The 17,796-nt window shown below is 33.3% G+C and carries 17 protein-coding genes; 6 read left to right on the top strand and 11 right to left on the bottom strand.

The features are described 5' to 3' along the window. Positions 1-163: 163 nt before the first annotated feature. Both LNP81_RS25030 and arsC read right to left on the bottom strand, forming a co-directional pair. Positions 164-2,680, bottom strand: coding sequence for a TonB-dependent receptor (locus tag LNP81_RS25030; RefSeq protein ID WP_230040094.1), 2,517 nt, complete (start codon positions 2,678-2,680; stop codon positions 164-166). A 94-nt stretch (positions 2,681-2,774) separates the two neighbouring features. After that, positions 2,775-3,119: an arsenate reductase (glutaredoxin) gene (arsC, locus tag LNP81_RS25025; protein WP_230040092.1), complete on the bottom strand. Its 345-nt coding sequence runs from the start codon at positions 3,117-3,119 to the stop codon at positions 2,775-2,777. 114 nt (positions 3,120-3,233) lie between these two features. On the opposite strand from arsC, the gene LNP81_RS25020 reads away from it, so the two are divergent. From LNP81_RS25020 to LNP81_RS25010, 3 genes are all read left to right on the top strand, one after another. Then, on the top strand, positions 3,234-4,172 hold the full coding sequence (locus tag LNP81_RS25020) for a CPBP family intramembrane glutamic endopeptidase (RefSeq protein ID WP_230040090.1): 939 nt from the start codon (positions 3,234-3,236) through the stop codon (positions 4,170-4,172). A 1-nt stretch (position 4,173) separates the two neighbouring features. Further along, complete coding sequence (locus tag LNP81_RS25015) at positions 4,174-5,217, top strand: AMP-binding protein (RefSeq protein ID WP_230040087.1); 1,044 nt, start codon at positions 4,174-4,176, stop codon at positions 5,215-5,217. Positions 5,218-5,392: 175 nt separating this feature from the next. Further along, positions 5,393-5,593: a bacteriocin gene (locus LNP81_RS25010; RefSeq protein ID WP_230040085.1), complete on the top strand. Its 201-nt coding sequence runs from the start codon at positions 5,393-5,395 to the stop codon at positions 5,591-5,593. 237 nt (positions 5,594-5,830) lie between these two features. Here LNP81_RS25010 and LNP81_RS25005 read toward each other — a convergent pair whose 3' ends face one another. From LNP81_RS25005 to LNP81_RS24995, 3 genes are all read right to left on the bottom strand, one after another. After that, on the bottom strand, positions 5,831-7,060 hold the full coding sequence (locus LNP81_RS25005; protein WP_056252915.1) for an RsmB/NOP family class I SAM-dependent RNA methyltransferase: 1,230 nt from the start codon (positions 7,058-7,060) through the stop codon (positions 5,831-5,833). A 147-nt stretch (positions 7,061-7,207) separates the two neighbouring features. Beyond that, on the bottom strand, positions 7,208-9,181 hold the full coding sequence (locus LNP81_RS25000) for a KUP/HAK/KT family potassium transporter (RefSeq protein ID WP_230040083.1): 1,974 nt from the start codon (positions 9,179-9,181) through the stop codon (positions 7,208-7,210). A gap of 134 nt (positions 9,182-9,315) precedes the next feature. Beyond that, positions 9,316-10,581 carry a hypothetical protein gene (locus LNP81_RS24995; protein WP_230040081.1) on the bottom strand — a complete coding sequence of 422 codons (1,266 nt, stop codon included), beginning with the start codon at positions 10,579-10,581 and terminating at the stop codon, positions 9,316-9,318. A gap of 121 nt (positions 10,582-10,702) precedes the next feature. Between LNP81_RS24995 and LNP81_RS24990 the strand changes: the two genes are divergently transcribed. Next, entirely contained in the window at positions 10,703-11,764 is a 1,062-nt protein-coding gene (locus LNP81_RS24990; protein ID WP_230040079.1) for a beta propeller repeat protein, read from the top strand. An 85-nt stretch (positions 11,765-11,849) separates the two neighbouring features. Here the strand turns inward: LNP81_RS24990 and LNP81_RS24985 are convergent, their stop codons facing one another. The 5 genes from LNP81_RS24985 to LNP81_RS24965 all read right to left on the bottom strand — a co-directional run bounded on the left by LNP81_RS24985 (position 11,850) and on the right by LNP81_RS24965 (position 14,939). After that, a complete protein-coding gene (locus tag LNP81_RS24985; protein ID WP_230040077.1) occupies positions 11,850-12,305 on the bottom strand; it encodes a sensor of ECF-type sigma factor in 456 nt (151 codons plus the stop codon). A gap of 14 nt (positions 12,306-12,319) precedes the next feature. Continuing rightward, on the bottom strand, positions 12,320-12,736 hold the full coding sequence (locus tag LNP81_RS24980; RefSeq protein ID WP_230040074.1) for a hypothetical protein: 417 nt from the start codon (positions 12,734-12,736) through the stop codon (positions 12,320-12,322). A gap of 33 nt (positions 12,737-12,769) precedes the next feature. Then, the gene (locus LNP81_RS24975; protein ID WP_230040071.1) at positions 12,770-13,312 is read right to left on the bottom strand and encodes an RNA polymerase sigma factor; all 543 of its coding nucleotides are present in this window, start codon (positions 13,310-13,312) and stop codon (positions 12,770-12,772) included. Positions 13,313-13,374: 62 nt separating this feature from the next. Further along, positions 13,375-14,559 (bottom strand): SRPBCC family protein, encoded by a 1,185-nt coding sequence (locus tag LNP81_RS24970; protein WP_230040069.1) that lies wholly within the window; start codon positions 14,557-14,559, stop codon positions 13,375-13,377. 191 nt (positions 14,560-14,750) lie between these two features. Continuing rightward, positions 14,751-14,939, bottom strand: coding sequence for a hypothetical protein (locus tag LNP81_RS24965; protein WP_065450561.1), 189 nt, complete (start codon positions 14,937-14,939; stop codon positions 14,751-14,753). An 82-nt stretch (positions 14,940-15,021) separates the two neighbouring features. Here LNP81_RS24965 and LNP81_RS24960 point away from each other — a divergent pair, with 82 nt between their 5' ends. After that, complete coding sequence (locus LNP81_RS24960) at positions 15,022-15,402, top strand: pyrophosphohydrolase domain-containing protein (protein ID WP_055096002.1); 381 nt, start codon at positions 15,022-15,024, stop codon at positions 15,400-15,402. A gap of 208 nt (positions 15,403-15,610) precedes the next feature. Here LNP81_RS24960 and LNP81_RS24955 read toward each other — a convergent pair whose 3' ends face one another. Continuing rightward, positions 15,611-16,681 (bottom strand): branched-chain amino acid aminotransferase, encoded by a 1,071-nt coding sequence (locus LNP81_RS24955; RefSeq protein WP_230040067.1) that lies wholly within the window; start codon positions 16,679-16,681, stop codon positions 15,611-15,613. A gap of 308 nt (positions 16,682-16,989) precedes the next feature. Here LNP81_RS24955 and mnmC2 point away from each other — a divergent pair, with 308 nt between their 5' ends. Next, positions 16,990-17,655 (top strand): tRNA (5-methylaminomethyl-2-thiouridine)(34)-methyltransferase MnmC2, encoded by a 666-nt coding sequence (gene mnmC2 / locus LNP81_RS24950; protein WP_230040066.1) that lies wholly within the window; start codon positions 16,990-16,992, stop codon positions 17,653-17,655. Positions 17,656-17,796: the final 141 nt, after the last annotated feature.

The following is a 17,796-nucleotide window of genomic DNA, read 5'->3' as shown; positions in this document are numbered from 1 at the left end:
GCTTAAAAAAAAATGTAGATATAGTATGTTTTCAACAACATTTAGAGTTTATAAAAAAAAATCCAAATTCCAACTTTTAAATTGGAATTTGGATTTTAAATTTTGGAATTTATCCAATGAGATTGGAATTTGGAATTTTTTATTTTTGGAATTTAACGAAGTGTTATCCAGGAAATTCTCCTCCGCCGTCTCCGCCACCATCATTTTTAGGAGCTCCGTTCTTTTCTCTTTCGTTTTTAGGCTTGTTGAAACGATACGTAAAAGACAAATTGAATTGACGTTTACGGAATTGCATTTCACCATATGATGTCTGGCTCTCAAGAGTGGTGTCGTTTTGAAGGTAAGTATACGACTTCATGATTCTTGAGTTGAAAATATCACTAATATTGAATGCGATTGTAGCTTTGTCTTTTAAGACATCTTTACTAAAAGCGGTGTTCATTGCAAATTGTCCAAGGTTTTTACCCTGAGCTGTTTTTTGCTCTCCATTGTAAACTCCGCTTAATTGCCAGTCAATTTTGTATGGTAAAGTTAGCTTAGAGTTGATTCTTGCAAACCATGTTGTGGCTTGATTGTCCAGATTTTGTACAACAACGTTTCCTTTAGAATCATTGTACGTGTTTTCTCCGGTAGTTTTTACGTTGTAAATATTGAAATTACTGTTTACTCTCCATTTTTTGAATGGTGTATAATTCAGTGTAAATTCAAACCCTATTTTTTGTTCTCTTCCTAAGTTAATTGGACGGCTTAAAATAACCGGAATTCCATCATTAACTGGGTTTTCTGGTGTAGGAGTTACAACCTCACCGTCAGAATTTACAACTTCACCTGTAGGAGTTCTTACGAAACTGAAAACATCTTTTGTGTTTTCGAAATATGCTGAGGTATTAAAAGTTAGTTTGTCCCAACGTTTGATGTATCCAATATCATATTTGTCTGTTAAAGAAGGATCTAAATCAGGATTTCCCTGAAAGATATTTACGTTACTGGAGTAATTTGTTGCAGGGTTCATGAAACGTCCTCTAGGTCGTGATAAACGTTTACTGTAGCTGGCTGAGAAGCTGCTTTGATCTGAAATTTCGTAACCAATAAAAGCACTAGGAAATAAGTTGTTGTATTTCTTAGTATTGAAATCGCTATTGTCTAATAAGTTCACCTGAATGTTGGTGTCTTCCCAACGCAAACCAAATAAATAAGAGAATTTGTTTACTTTGAAACCATATTGCGTGTAAATCGCGTTGATGTTTTCTTTGTATTCTAAGGTGTTAGATAATTTTGGATCTGGATTACCCAAATTGTCTGTTATTATATATTGGTTATTCAGGTCGCCAAAACTACCTTTATATCCGGCTTCAAACTGACTTCCTTCGCCTAATGGTAAAACATAATCAGCCTGAAATTGTATTTGTTTTTGAACCTGATCGTTTAAAGTATTATTAAAATTTGGTGATGCTGTAATAAGACTGTTACTGTCATCTGTATTTCTTGAAACCGATAAATCGGCAGTAAGTTTGTGTCCTTTATCGTTGAAATTTTTGATTAAATTTGAAGTATATTCTACGTTTTCACTATCGGTATCTCCATTATTTAAACGGAAAGAAGTTCCTGTAAAAGCATGATTAGCGTCAAAATTATTGTAGTTAATCAAGTCTCTGGTATTTCCGTTGCTTTTTTGGTAATTAATAGCATTTTTCCAGTATGTATTTGGTGCTACAGTCCATTCTATACCCGCTCTTCCGTTGAATCCTTCGTTGGTTCTTTTAGTATCACGATCTTCATCTAAATAACCTTTAGGCGTTTTGTCGGCATTAAAATACTCTGTATTGGTTAATCCGCCACCTTCATTGGTTCTGTAGTTGTATCCTGCAGTAGTAAAGTAGTTTAATTTTTCGGTTTTATAGTTCAAATTGGCACTTGCGCCATACGTTTCAGGAATACCAGTTGAGGCAATAAAAGTTCCGTTTAATCCCTGATTTTTTCCTTTTTTAAGAATAATATTGATTAATCCTGAACCTCCTTCGGCATCATAACGTGCAGATGGGTTGGTGATAACTTCGACTTTATCAATAGCATCGGCAGGAAGCTGACGTAAAGCTTCGGCAACGTTAATGGCATTTGAAGGTCTTCCGTCGATTAAAATCCTGATATTATCACTTCCTCTTAAACTTACATTTCCTTCTGTATCAACAGAAACAGATGGTACATTGTCAAGAACGTCACTTACAGTTCCGCCTTTTACCATCATATCCTGACCAACATTGTAAACTTTTTTATCCAGTTTTATTTCTACTGTCGATTTTTCGGCGCGCACTACAACTTCATTTAGTTGTGCTGCATCTTCAGATAAATTTACAACGCCTAAATTGGTGTCGCCCTGAATTGTTCTGCCTTTAATTTCAGATGCTTTAAACGAAATAAATTCAACTTTTATATCATAAGTTCCGGGAGCAACCGCTACATCAAATTCCCCTTTAGGATTTGTGATTCCGCCAGCAATAACTTTAGTGTCATTTGGCGCTGTGATCGAAATAGTCGCGTATTCAAGAGGCTGTTTGCTTATTTTTTCGAAAACTTTTCCTGTAACTTTTACTTTGTTATTGGCTGGTGGTCCTTGTTGGGCATAATTGTAAAAACTTGTAAATAGCATTACAAGCAATACAGCAAATTTGATTTTTTTCATTTTAATTTTTGGTTTCTTTTTCTTTTAGACCGCAAATGTACCTTTTGGTTTAAAGAGAGAAATCACAAAAAAATGTTAATAATACTCTTTATAATCAATCTAAAAAAGAAGCCATTTTGTCTAAATCTCTTCCAATAATAGCTTTCCCGTCTTTTATAACAATCGGGCGTTCTATTAAAATAGGATTATCAATCATAGTCTGAACGATTTGGTCATTCGTTAATTCTTTTCCTTTATAATTTTCGATCCATATTTTTTCTTTAGTTCGAACTAATTCAATTGGTTGTAAATTTAATTTCTCCAGTAATGCTTTTAATTCATCAAAAGAGGGAGTTTCTGTCAGGTACGGAATGATTTCATATTGCTGATTGGTTTGCTCGATAAAAGCCAGGCAATTTCTTGATTTTCCGCAACGTGGGTTATGGTAAATTTGTATCATTTTGTTATATTTAAGCTGAGTTAAGGGAATTAAATTAAAAATTAGGTATTTTAGCAAGACCAAAAGTAAGATTTAGTTGTTAAATCGAATTCTCATTTTTAAATTATTATAAATATGTTTTTAGAGCAAGGAATTAAATCTCAGAATAAGTTTTGGTTGTATCTTATAGGGTCAGTTTTAATTATTATCGCGTCATTTATAGGTCAGATTCCTTTTTCGGTTGCGGTTTTGGCTAAAACTTTGACTGGTAAACAAGTAATTCCAACTGATAATGCTGCGGTTATGAAAATCTTCGAACCAAATCTTACCTTGTTTTTGGTCATGATTTCGTTTGCTTTTGCATTTGTGGGTATTTATTATGTGGTAAAGTATTTGCATCATCAAACACTTTTATCGGTTACCACGTCAAGAAAACAGGTCGATTGGAAACGTATTTTTTTCTCCTTTTTTCTCTGGTCTTTTTTTACAATACTAAGTTTTGTAGTGGTGTATTTAAACGCTCCGGAAAATTTTATATGGAATTTTAAATTAATTCCTTTTTTGATTTTAGTTGTTGTAGGAGCGATTTTAATCCCAATTCAAACCAGTACAGAAGAATATGTATTTAGAGGATATTTGATGCAGGGATTTGCGAATCTGGCCCTTAACAGATGGTTTCCGCTGGTAATGACATCGCTTATATTTGGATTGATGCATATTTTTAATCCGGAAGTTGCCAAAATGGGTTATGTTATTATGGTTTATTATATAGGAACCGGTTTATTTTTGGGTGTCATTACCCTTATGGATGAAGGAATTGAGCTGGCTTTGGGCTTTCATGCGGCCAATAATTTAATTGGTGCTTTGTTGGTTACTTCAGATTGGTCGGTTTTTCAAACCCATTCTCTTTTTAAAGATTTATCAGAGCCATCTGCTGGCCTGGATGTTATATTGCCGGTTGTAATAATCTATCCAGTTTTACTTTTTATTTTTAGCAAAAAATACAATTGGACTAACTGGAAAGAAAAATTAACGGGTAAAATAAATGTTGTAGAAATTTCAAATCAATTATAAAATGTCAAAATTAACACACAAAAATGTTCACAACTATTTTAAGATAAATGGTTTTCATTTAAACGCTGACGAGTTGCGCCGTGTTGCTTATGATTATATAAAGGAAGGTGGCAGCAATGAAGCCGCGATAGGAGAGTTTTTGCTCGATTGGTTCGATAATAAGGAGTATATCGAGATGAAAACTTCCGGAACCACCGGGCTTCCAAAACTAGTGCGATTAGAAAAACAAGCGATGATTCAGTCTGCTTTAGGGACTGGAGATTTTTTCGAATTAGAACCGGGAAATACGGCTTTGCTTTGTTTGCCTGTACAATTTATTGCGGGCAAAATGATGCTGGTGCGCGCTATTATTTTGGGTCTGGAATTGGATATTGTAGCGCCGAGCACACAGCCATTGGTCCTTAATACAAAAGTATATGATTTTGTAGCTATGGTACCTTTGCAGGTTCAGAATTCGATTGATGCTTTAAAAAATGTCAAAAAACTAATTGTAGGCGGAGCTAAAATGGATACCGCTCTTGAAGAGAAAGTTTTACCGTTGATAAAAACCGAAGTTTATGAGACTTATGGTATGACGGAAACTATTACTCATATCGCTGCGAGAAAAGTGGGAGAGAATGTTTTTACCGTTTTGCCAAATGCAAAAATTAGTCAGGATGATCGCGGATGTTTGGTGATCACTGTTGCTACTATTTCTGACGAACCAATTGTTACCAATGATTTAGTCGAGTTGATAAGAGAGAATCAATTTATTTTTCTGGGAAGAATTGATAATGTTATAAATAGTGGAGGAGTGAAGCTTATTCCCGAGCAGATAGAAGCAAAACTGATTGGTAAGATAAATAGAAGATTCTTTGTAACCGGAGTTCCGGATACTTCTTTGGGCGAAAAATTAATTTTGGTTATTGAAGGCGAGAAACAAGAATTTGCGCCGGAGTTTTTTGATGTTTTAGATAAATATGAAAAACCAAAAGAGATTGTTTTTGTCCCGAAGTTTAAAGAAAACGAAAACGGGAAGTTGTTGCGTAAGCCAAGCTTGGTTTAAGAAAATTCCAATATTTTTAAATTCCAAATTCCAATTTTACAATTGGAATTTGGAATTTTTTATTTTTTGTGGATTTTAATGATTATTTTAAGTAGGTCTAGTTTTATGTAATTATATTATTAAGTAAGAAAATTTAGTTATATTTATAAGGTATTAACTTTAAAACCTAATAATTATGAAACTTATTCTAAATCTCCCAAGTGTTCAGGTGCTAAGCAAGAATGAACTAAAACAAATTAAAGGTGGTGATTATATTTATTATTTAAATGGTTATCAAATGCGTTGCTCAAAACCATTAACACAAACTCCTACCTGCCAAAATATACCAACATATTGTTTGATTTCGCCAGATATGTGTCCTGTAGATTTATCCTAGTATAAAAAAGCCTTTAGATTTAATTCTCTAAAGGCTTTCTTTTTATTTTAATAATTATTATTTCTAGAAGATAATACTCCGTTAGGAGTTAAATATTGGTAGAAAAAAAGAGCAGACAAAAAATATATCCTTAGGGATTATACATCTAGTAATTAAATAGGAACAAAATAAAAAATTCCAAATTCCAAGTATAAAAATTGGAATTTGGAATTTAAAAATATTGGAATTTAATCTCAATTATTCTTTAATTACTGCATCTTTACGTTCTAACAACGCCATATAAAATCCATCAAAACCAGATTCAGAAGCTAGAATTTTACGATCTTTTATGAAAGTAAATTGTTTTCCGATTTCGGTTTTTAAGAATTTTTCTACCTGCTCCTGATTTTCAGATGGTAAAACAGAACAAGTTGCATATACTAACTTTCCGCCTGGTTTTACAATTTTAGAATAGCTTTCTAAAACTTCTGCCTGTACTTTACGAATGTTATCAATAAATTCAGGTTTCAATTTCCATTTGGCATCCGGGTTTCTTTTAAGAACTCCTAAACCGCTACAAGGTGCATCAATTAAAACACGATCTGCTTTTTCGTGTAATTTTTTGATCACTTTTGTAGTGTCGATGATTCTGTATTCAATATTAAAAGCACCATTTCTTTTAGCTCTTAATTTCAATTGTTTCAATTTGCTTTCGTACAAATCCATTGCAATCAATTGTCCTTTGTTTTCCATCAAAGAAGCGATATGCAATGTTTTTCCTCCTGCACCTGCGCAAGTATCCACCACACGCATTCCTGGTTTTACATCCATAAAACCGGCTACTAGTTGTGAGTTGGCATCCTGAACTTCAAAAAGTCCTTGTTTAAAAGCGTCTGTCAAAAATACGTTTGCTCTTTCTTTTAAAACCAAGGCTTCAGGCTGGTCTTTTAAATATTCTGTTTCAATATTCAAATCCATCAACGTGTTTCTCAGACTTTCTTTGGTTCCTTTAAGCGTATTGGTTCTTAAAATAACTTTAGCAGGCTGGTTTTGAGCTGCAATTTCTGTAGCCCAAACTTTTTCGCCAAGTTCTTTTACACCCAATTCATCCATCCAGTCCGGAATAGATTCTTTTAAGGCTCTAATTTTAGAAAGTTCGTCAAAACGTCCTTTTATTTTTCTTTCAGGAGTTCCTTCCAGTTGTTTCCAATCCGGTATTGGGTAACCTCTTAAAACTGCCCAAACTGCGAACATTCTCCATAAATTCTCTCTGTCGAAAGGTTCTTTTACTTCGGCAATTTCTGCGTATAATCGTTTCCAACGAACAATTTCGTATATCGTTTCAGCAACAAACTTCCTGTCAGAACTTCCCCAACGTTTGTCTTTTTTTAATGCTCTTGCTACCACTTTGTCTGCATATTCTCCTTCATTGAAAATTGCATTTAAAGAATCGATGGTAGTATAAACTAAATTTCTGTGTAATCTCATTTTACTTATTTGAGTTGCAAAGGTACTATTAATTGATTGAAAGTTAAATTTTTAATTTTGATTGTTGTTTTAACTTCCTTTAAAAAGAAAAAAAAACACTCTAATAAGTTTAAAAGAGTGTTTTTTGAATGTATTTTTTGAATTGATTTATTTGATAATTCGGGTCAGTCCGATGTTTTCCGGAGCGTGAAGCACCATTGGGAATTTTTCTATTTTTACCGAACTACTGTCTAAACCAAAAGCTCTTTCTTCAGACAAACTCAGTTTCTTGATAAAGAAATAAGAGTTCATGATAATATTTTCGTGCCATCTTAAATCATTATCGTTTGATAAGAATTTCTCAGACAATACAAATTTGAAATCACCAATAATATTGTTTTTGTTCAAAGATTCGTAACGGCTGGTAATGTCCACTTCGCCACGTTTTACCATATCGCGAATTACTTCTCTAAACATCAAATTGATTTTGGTAGGTTCTCTAAATCCTAAATTAAAATCGATTCTGTAAATATCGTCTTTTGCGATCTCGGTAACTTTATATTGTGTTTTGTATGGTTCAGTCAAAATGTTTACGTGAACAAACCAATAAATATCAGCTCTTTTTGGGCGTTTTTGCAAGATAGAGTAAATTACTTTTTCCTCTAGTTCATCTACACGATTGGCATTGGTCATATACACCAAATGCGTTGCGTATTTAGGAATAGATAAGTCTTCGCTTAGCTCCATTAATACTTTCTTATAATCGTCAATTTTGATGATTTTAGTGTAGCTTTTATTAATTTTCTTAGCCAGATACCAGATCGTCATGATCGAAATCAGGATCATCGCAATAATTAACGTTACGTAACCACCTTCTGCAAATTTGGTAATATTGGCAATTAAGAAACTGAATTCTATTAGTAAATAAATTGTGATAAGCGGCACCATCAAATACAATTTTACTCTTTTCATTATTAAATAATAATTAAGCAAAATAGTAGTCATGATCATACATAAAATGATAGCAAGACCATAGGCATGCTCCATATTTCCTGATTTTTCGAAGTGTAAAACGATTCCGACACAACCAAAGAATAATAACCAGTTGATTGATGGGATGTATAATTGACCTTTAACCTCAGTAGGGTATTTGATTTTTACTTTTGGCCAGAAATTCAATCTCATGGCTTCGTTAATCAGAGTAAATGATCCACTAATAAGAGCCTGAGAAGCGATAACGGCAGCCAAAGTTGCAACTACAATCCCAAACGGAAGAAACCAATGCGGCATGATTAAATAGAAAGGATTTCCGTTTTCTCCGCCTAATTGTTGTAATGTACTTCCTTCATGGTGAATTAAATATGCTGCCTGACCAAAGTAATTTAAGACTAAAGTTGTTTTTACAAAAATCCAGCTGATTCTAATGTTTTTTCTTCCACAGTGTCCCATGTCAGAGTACAAAGCTTCAGCACCTGTTGTACATAAAAATACAAATCCAAGTACAAAGAAACCATCAGGGTGAATAGATAATAAATGGTAAGCATAGTAAGGATTTACGGCTTTTATTACCTCAGGATGATTTATAATTTGTATCGTTCCAAGAGTTCCTAACATGGCAAACCAAATTAACATCATTGGAGCGAAAAACTTCCCAACTAGCTTGGTTCCAAATTGTTGTATGGAAAATAGAACAAATAAGATTCCGATAACAATGTAAACAATTGTTCGGGTTTCCATTGTAGGGTAAAATGCCCTGATTCCTTCTACAGCAGATGATATCGAGATAGGAGGAGTAATAATTCCATCGGCTAGTAAAGCACTTCCCCCAATAATGGCGGGGACAATAAGCCATTGAATTTTGGTTTTTTTGACCAGTGCATACAATGCGAAAATACCACCTTCGCCATGATTATCAGCGCTTAGAGTGATAAGAACATACTTTATGGTGGTTTGTAAAGTCAAAGTCCAGAAGACACATGAAATCCCACCTAAAACAATATCAGAATTAATGGCATAATCACCAAGTATGGCTTTCATTACATATAATGGAGAAGTACCGATATCTCCATAAATAATCCCTAATGTTATCAATAAACCCCCTATAGACAACTTACTATGTAAGTTTTTATGCGATGCGCTCATGTATGTTTTTATAAAAGACGGTTGCAAATTTACTGTTTTAAAACAAATTAGAGTCAATTATAAGAAAAAAGATAAAAAAAAGCACAATCGTCAAATTGTGCTTTAGTTTTTTATTTAGAAATGCGAATTTAATATTAACCTCTTCTTCCGCCTGAACTTCTTGTGCCTGCGCCGCTTTCTCTTTGTGGCTGGCTGCTTCTTGATTCCTGGCTTGCTCTTGGAGCTTCAGATCGTTGTGTGCTTTGAGCTCTTGGTGAGCTTGATCTGCTTTCTGAACTTCCTCTGTTTTCTGAATAACTTCTTGGAGTTTCTGTTCTCTGAGGAGATGGAGTTTCTGATCTCTGAGTATAAGTTCCTCTGTTGTTCGTGTTTCTTTGTGAATTTTCTCTTGAAACATTAGAATTATTCTGACTGTAATCTCTTCTGTTTTCGGTTCTTGGAGTTGTGTTTTCAACTCTTACCGGATTGCTATTGTTTACCGTAGTCGAATTACCTCTGTTTACGGGAGTTGAACGGTTTGTGTTGTAACTTCTGTCAGTATTCGTTCTGTTTTCAGCATAGTTTCTGTTTGTTGTTCTATTGTCTGTTGGAGATACTCTATTGGTATTAGATCTGTTCGTATTGTAAGTATTTTGATTTCTGTTAGATTCTCTGCTTGCAATACGTCTTTGATCTAAATCATATCTGTTTGTTACGTTAGAATGTCTTTGAGCAAAGCTATAGTTAGGGCGTCTTGTTTCGTAACCGTAAGTACGTCTTGATTCGTATAAAACCGGAGCTCTGTAACTTCTTCTTGTATTTACATAATTGTAATGATTGTTTACGTTGATATAAACGCCAATGTTATTTCTGTATCTGTAAATTGGATAAGGGCTCCATGCAGCATAGTATGTTGGATAATAATTCCATCCCCAGGTTGAGTAGTATGGTCTGTAATTATTTACCCAAAATGAAGTATAGATTACTGGCGCAACACTGTAAACCGGCTCGTAAATATAATTGTCTCCGTATAAATAAGTATTACCTACCACCTGTACGCTTACTTTATTGTAATTATCTCTTTCTACATCGATTGTTGCAATGTCCTGGTAAACATCACGATCAAGAACTGCCTGGATAATTACAACGTGAGTTCTGTCTTCTACAGATTCTATCACACGTAAATAATCAACCTGATCATCGCCATTTAAATCAAGATTCGAGATTTGGTATTTTGGATCATTCAAACGTCTTTCGAAATCCTGAAGATTGGCTGATTCACCAAAGATAGAAGCTACTGCTCTTAAGTCTAAGTTATCGCTTATATCTGAATTTTTTGCATATACAGTAGTTTGGCTTTGTGCTGAACAAGAACCAAAAACTAAAGCTGCAAACGCTATTAAAAGTAAATTAGTTTTCATGATAAAATCATATTAAAGATTAATATTCAGAGATATCCAATTACTGTGCCAGAAAAAAACAAGTAACTTATTTTATATGTTATAAATAATTGTATTTTAGCAATAAAAAAAACTGATTTATATGAGAAAAGTAATATTTTTTTTCGGTGCTTTAATTTTATTAATGTCCTTTAAAGCGCTGAATCATAATGATGAAAGATCATTTTATAATGGTTTTACTTCAATACAAATAGATACTTTATTTCAGGATAAAATTAGTATTAGAGCGATCTCAATCGACAAGAATAAAATTTGGTACGGAGCTGATAATTCCCGATTTGGATATTATGATTTAGATAAAAAAGAGAAGTTTGAAGATCGTATTTATCGTGATACTCTAAATCTGGAATTTAGAAGTATTGCTCAAAATTCTCAAAGCATATTTTTGCTAAGTGTAGGAAATCCTGCATTGCTTTATCAGGTTTCAAAAAAAACTCAGAAAGTTAAGTTAGTTTATAAGGAAGTGAACCCCAAGGTGTTTTACGACAGCATGCAATTTTGGAATGATAAGGAAGGAATAGCAATTGGCGATCCCACAGAAGATACTTTTTCGATTATTGTAACGCGTGATGGCGGAGAAACCTGGACAAAAATATTGTCTGATAAATTGCCTACGAATGCCGAGGGCGAAGCTGCTTTTGCTGCTAGTAATTCGAATATTGTAATAAAAGGAAATGACACATGGCTGGTTTCAGGAGGAAAAAAAGCTCGTGTATTCTACTCTGCGGATAAAGCTAAAACATGGAAAGTTATTGAAACTCCTATTGTGCAGGGAAAAACAATGACCGGTATTTTTACGGCAGATTTTTACGATGCCAAACACGGATTTATTGCTGGTGGTGATTATGAACTTCCGAACAAAAAAACAGATAACAAAGCGTTTACTACAGATGGTGGAAATACCTGGAAATTAATAGGTCAGGAAATGGGTTTTGGATACGCATCGTGCGTGCAATACGTTCCGGGAGGAAATGGTAAAGAAATTATATGCGTGGGTTCTGAGGGAATACAATATTCTCAGAATGGAGGTGAAAACTGGACGCAATTATCAACGGATACGAAATTTTTTACCATTCGTTTTATAAATAGAAACACTGCAATTGCTGCAGGACATAATAAAGTAGTAAGACTTCGTTTTAAATAGTTTTAAAATAACAAGAACCCTAAATAATAAAGTAAGTATTATTATATAGGGTTCCTGTCGCTGTTGTTCTTTTAATGTTGGCTTTTTATTTATTGCCAGCCTTATCCCGGTATTGTTTTAATAATTTTCTATTAAAATCATCCTCAGATTTTTTAAGCTTTAATATTTTCTTGGCCGAAAGTATCTTTTTTAAATTAGTGTTATACTTATCACGCAAAAGATACAATTCCTTATCGGTGCTTTCTATTTGAGATAACAATACAGCAGCTTCTTTTTCTGACATCGAAGTAATATTGTCATCGTCTAATTTGCGTAAATACGTTTTCATTTTTTCATGACGCAATTCAAATTGTTTGTCATCATACGCATTATAAACGGGCCAAAATTTCTCTGCTTCTGTAGAGGTTAGTTCAAGCTCTGTAGTTAAAAACGAAACTTTATAAGCTTTGATTTTCTCACGCTTTTCATCTGTTTTATCTTGGGCATAAAACGAAAAGGTGACGAAGAATAGAATTACCGGTAGTATATTTTTAATTTTCATCTTTTTGATATTTTTTATTCTGAAATTAAATTTTCAAGATTAGGATTTGATGCTAATATATCTTCAAGTGTTTCCTGTTCAAGGGCAACGTTTTTATTCAGTTTTTCAATGTCTTTAGTATCGAGTTCCCTGATTAAGTCATATTGATTCAAATTAGATTGATACGATAAATATGTCTCTAAGGTATCTTCGTCAAGCTCTCTCGAAGTGTTATTATAGTTGTTTACGATCGGGATCATCAACGCAATAAAAACTACAGCGGCAGCAACCATAGAAAGTACCTTTTTACGTTTGTAAATCGGAATTACTTTTACTTCTTTCTCTTCGTTTAGCTGCTGTAAAACTTTTGCCGAAAAATCATCAAAATAATTTTCCGGAGTTTTAAATCCAGTGGCTATTTTCGGTTCGTTTTCTAATTTAAATGCTTTCATAATATCTATAAGACAGGTTTTGTTACAAAAGGTTTAATTTGATGTAACATATATTTCAATTTTTTTTACAGCATGATGATAAGATGCTTTTAAGGCGCCCACTGAAGTTCCCAGAATCTCAGCAATTTCTTCATATTTTAATTCCTGAAAGTATTTCATTTTAAAAACCAATTGTTGCTTTTCCGGCAATGTTACAATGGCCTTTTGAAGTTTAATCTGAATTTCATCTCCATCAAAATAAACATCGGCTTTCAAATTGTCGATGGTTTTGTTTTGTAGCGCTTCAGATGTTAATCCGTTTAGTTTTGCTTTTTGGTTTAAAAAAGTCAAAGCTTCATTGGTGGCGATTCGATACATCCAGGAGAAGAGTTTACTCTCTCCTTTGAAATTTTTTAAATACTGAAAAACTTTCACAAAAGTGTTCTGCAATACATCATCTGCATCATCATGATTCAAAACAATGTTTCGAATATGAGAATACAACGGTTTTTGATAATCTGACAAGAGTTTTTGAAACGCTGTGTTTTGCGTTTTAGGATTTAATAATTCTTGTATAAACTCCTTCTCGTCTGTCAAATTCCTTGATTTATCTTATTAGAATGAATTTTAAACAAAAGGTTTAATCAGTCCTAAATAAATTAGAATTCTGATTCTTCTTCAGTAGTTTTAGGAGTTGTTGTTTTAGGAACCGCTTTTGGTTTCGGTGCTGCTTTTGGTGTTTGTGCAGGGTCTGTTTCTGTAGGCTCTACAGATGTTGGTTCTGTATTTGCTCTGTAAACAGGAGCTTTTACAACAGGAACAACTTTTGGTTTAATAGGAAAATAAACTTCAGTCATCAGCTTAGACGGACTTTTTACATCTAATTTGCTAATGGTTAAGATTTCAAGGTGTGACCAGCTTAATTCCGGCGTTATTTTTTCTTTATTTATAAAAGCTGTGGTTTTCGTCATTGCTTCGTTTAGATGCGTATAATCACCCGTTAAAGTTGTTTTTACTGCTTCAAAACCATCCAGTTTTCCTCCTGAAATATCACTTCCTGCAGTTGTCAGGATTTCTTTGTTTGTAGGTAAACAAATCGAAATTTTTGCCAATCCGGTTGTGGTGTCGTACGTATGGTAAATAATAAAAGGTTTTCCGTTGGTAGACAAGCCATTGTTTTCGCTAAACTCAATAAGTTTAGGAATAACAATCCTGGCGTTTTTGGTTATTTTAGGAATTTCACTTGTAAAAGTTTGTCTGATATAGGCAGTTTCGGTTTTTCTTACCACACCATTTACTTTAATAGCATATGTTTTAGTTTCGAAATCCAGGTTTTTATCAATGTTGGCAAGACTTTTTTCGTAAATAGTTCCAATAACTTTATCAGAACCTCCGTTTAGAGCGGTATATACTTTAAACAAAAAGCTCATTGTTCCTGTTGCTTTCCAGGTTACTTTAGTTTTTCCTCCCAAAGTATCTTTAAAAGTCCAGTTTACATCCGCTTCTGTTCCGTCGTATTTCATTTTTTGCTGAATGCTTTCTCCTTCTTTAGTTTTTAGGGTAATGGCATTTCCGTTTCCTTCGGCTCCAGCCCAATAATACGAGGCACCGTTTCCGGCTGTTTTGTTAGGGAATGTCATTTTCATCGAAGGATCTGCTACTGACCATGATTCAAAATCTTCATAATTTCTAAAATCATTTACATAATTATAAACGGTTGCTTTTGGTGAGTTGATCACCTTGCTTCTTTCTACAGAAAAAATCCCTTTTTGGGTAGCGACAAAAACAGTTAGGGCAACTAAGCTTAATAATAATAGTAGGAATAAATATTTTAGAATCTTCATTGGGAGTCGTTTATTTTGTGTCGTAAAGTTATAAATTTTATTACTAGTCACGCTAATTGTGCCGCAATAAAAGTACACTTTATAAAATTATATTGGTCAATAAAAGCTTTAAATAAAACGTTTTTGAATAAGTTTAATTGTAAAACTTCAAAAAATATTTTATCCTAAATATAGCAATAAATTTTTCGGAATTATCTTTTAAAGAAAAATTTGATCACAAACAAAAGGGCAATAAAAATCAGGAACACGATTAATACTTTGTAATTTCCTTTATAAAAAATTCGGTGTAAGGCGAGATCTTTTCGATAAGCAAATATCATTACGATTACAAATGCGATAAAAAAACAGAGTGCGAATATTAATTGTCCTTGGCTAAACATAGTTGAAAATTATTTTTGACAAATTTAGAGAATTGTATATGAATAGTTGCTAATTTGGCATTTCATTTAAGTAAATAAAATCATGAAGAAACAACTTGACGCAGTTACCGAATTTCATACTGCTTTTAAAATAGGTCACAGTCAAACGCCAATTGCTGATTTGGGTGAAACAAAAAAAATCCTTCGTTATAATTTAATGAAAGAAGAAAATGAAGAATATCTTGAAGCAGTTCAGAATAATGATTTGGTTGAAATTGCTGATGCTCTTGGAGATATGATGTATATTTTATGCGGAACAATTATCGAACACGGTTTACAAGATAAAATTGAAGCTGTTTTTGATGAAATCCAGCGTAGTAATATGAGTAAACTTGGCGAAGACGGACAGCCCATTTACAGAGAAGACGGAAAAGTAATGAAAGGGCCTAATTATTTTAAACCTGATTTTTCTAAGCTTTTATAAAAAGAGTAACCGCAAAGTGCGCTAAGATTTATTTTTTCTTTACGCATAGAAAATACAAAGTTCGCAAAGCTAGATCAACACAAAGCTTTGCGAACTTTGCGTTTAATCTTACGCACTTTGCGGTAAAATTAACTTTGAATTTTATGATATAAATAGAAAACCCGATAACTGTGAAGCTATCGGGTTTGTTTTTATATCAATCTTTTGATTATTGAACTTTAACCGTCCATCCAAAAGTATCTTCAGAAAGTTTGTTTTGAAGATTGGTTAGTTTTTCTTTCAAAAGAGAAGCATATGAATTTTCAACCGGAGTCATTTCATAATAAACATCCTGATAAGAGAAACCTTTGATAACACTGATAACTGCAGCAGTTCCAGCTCCGAAGATTTCTTTCAAAGATCCGTTTTTGGCAGCTTCTACTAATTCTGAAACAATAACAGGACGAACTTCTACATTAAGATCTTCTTTTTCTGCCATAGCAATCAAACTTTTTCTGGTAATACCATCCAAAATTCTCTCGCTTGTTGGAGCAGTTAGTAAAGTATCGTTAATTCTAAAGAAAACGTTCATTGTTCCCGCTTCTTCTAGTTTTGTATGCGTTGCATCATCTGTCCAGATTACTTGCTGGAAACCGTCTTTGTTTGCCAAATTAGTTGGGTAAAACTGCGCTGCGTAGTTTCCTGCAGCTTTTGCAGCTCCAATTCCACCATTTGCAGCTCTACTATAATGTTCAGCAATAATTACTTTTACTTCACCGGCATAATAAGATTGTGCAGGAGAAAGTAAAATCATGAATTTATATTCATCAGAAGGATTAGCTACAACGCCAGCGCCGGTAGCAATCATAAAAGGACGGATATACATACTGCTTCCGTTTCCTTTTTGAACCCATTCCTGATCGATTTTCAATAATTCATTCAAACCATCCATAAAAATAGATTCCGGAACTTCCGGCATCGCCATACGAACTGCAGAATTATTAAAACGCTTGAAGTTTTCATCAGGTCTAAATAACCAAACATCGTTATTGTCATCTTTGTAAGCTTTCATTCCTTCAAAAATAGCTTGTCCGTAATGAAAGACTTTTGAAGAAGGATCCATTAAAATTGGAGCATAAGGCTTAATGACAGGATTTTGCCACTCTCCATTTTTAAAATCACATTCGAATAAATGGTCTGTAAAAACAGCACCAAAGCTTAAGTTTTGAAAGTCTACTCCGCTTATTTTTGACGAAGTTGCTTTTCTGATTTCAATTTTGCTTGTTTGAGTTGTACTCATAATTATGTAAAGTTTTTATGTAATTTTCACTGCAAAAGAAAGATTCTAAAGCGATGATTTGGTGTGAAATAGAATTAACTGAATGCAAAATTAAGTAAAAATATATAAATTCCTTGGTAAAACTGCATTAATTATGGCGTTTAACTGAGATTTATTTATCTTATAATAAAGTGAAAAAATTAAGAGAGTTTTATAAAGAATTTATGAAAAAACAGCCGTTTTTTAAGGCTTTACGCATTTGTTTTGAGTAAATTTGGCTGTTAAAAAAGACCAAGACCCAGTAAATACCCATTATAAAGTTCTAAAAAGTGAAAAGAGAAATAATTAAAACGCTAGATGGCTCAACGACAATTCATTTGCAGGATTGGGATGAATGTTACCATTCTAAACACGGTGCGATTCAGGAAGCAAAACATGTATTTATAAAAAACGGACTTTCATTATTTGAAAATAATCCGGTAAGTATTCTTGAAATTGGTTTTGGAACAGGTTTGAATGCTTTTATCACTTTTTTAGAATCAATTCAAAAAAATCAAATCATTGATTATGTTGGGGTAGAGGCATATCCTGTTGATGCATCAGAAGTTTTAGCAATGAATTATGTCAGTGAACTTGAGGCATTGGAATTTGAGAACATTTTTGAAGAAATGCATAAATGTGAATGGGATAAAAAAATTGAAATTTGCAGCTCTTTCTCGTTAACCAAAAGGAAACAATTTTTTCATGAAATAGATGATTTTGAAAGTTTTGATTTGATTTACTTTGACGCCTTTGGATACAGAGTGCAGCCGGAGTTGTGGAGTACTGAAATTTTCAGGAAAATGTACAACAGTTTAAAACCAAATGGAGTCTTAGTTACCTATGCCGCACGCGGAGTTGTTAAAAGAAGTATGATTGAAGTTGGATTTACTGTCGAGAAATTAGCAGGTCCTCCGGGAAAACGAGAGATGTTTCGAGCCTTTAAAAAGGTTTAAATGAGTTGTTTAGAATGATTCTATATTGATTTATACATATTAAGAAAACGTATTCGTTGCTAAAGTTTTTAAAATAATAAGTTAAAATGAATGCATATGAATGATATTTGATTAAATTTGTGCGAGTTTAGAAATATAGAT

The sequence above is a fragment of the Flavobacterium piscisymbiosum genome, assembly GCF_020905295.1.
Taxonomy (GTDB): Bacteria; Bacteroidota; Bacteroidia; order Flavobacteriales; family Flavobacteriaceae; genus Flavobacterium; species Flavobacterium piscisymbiosum.
This window is presented reverse-complemented; position numbering and strand designations above follow the sequence as displayed.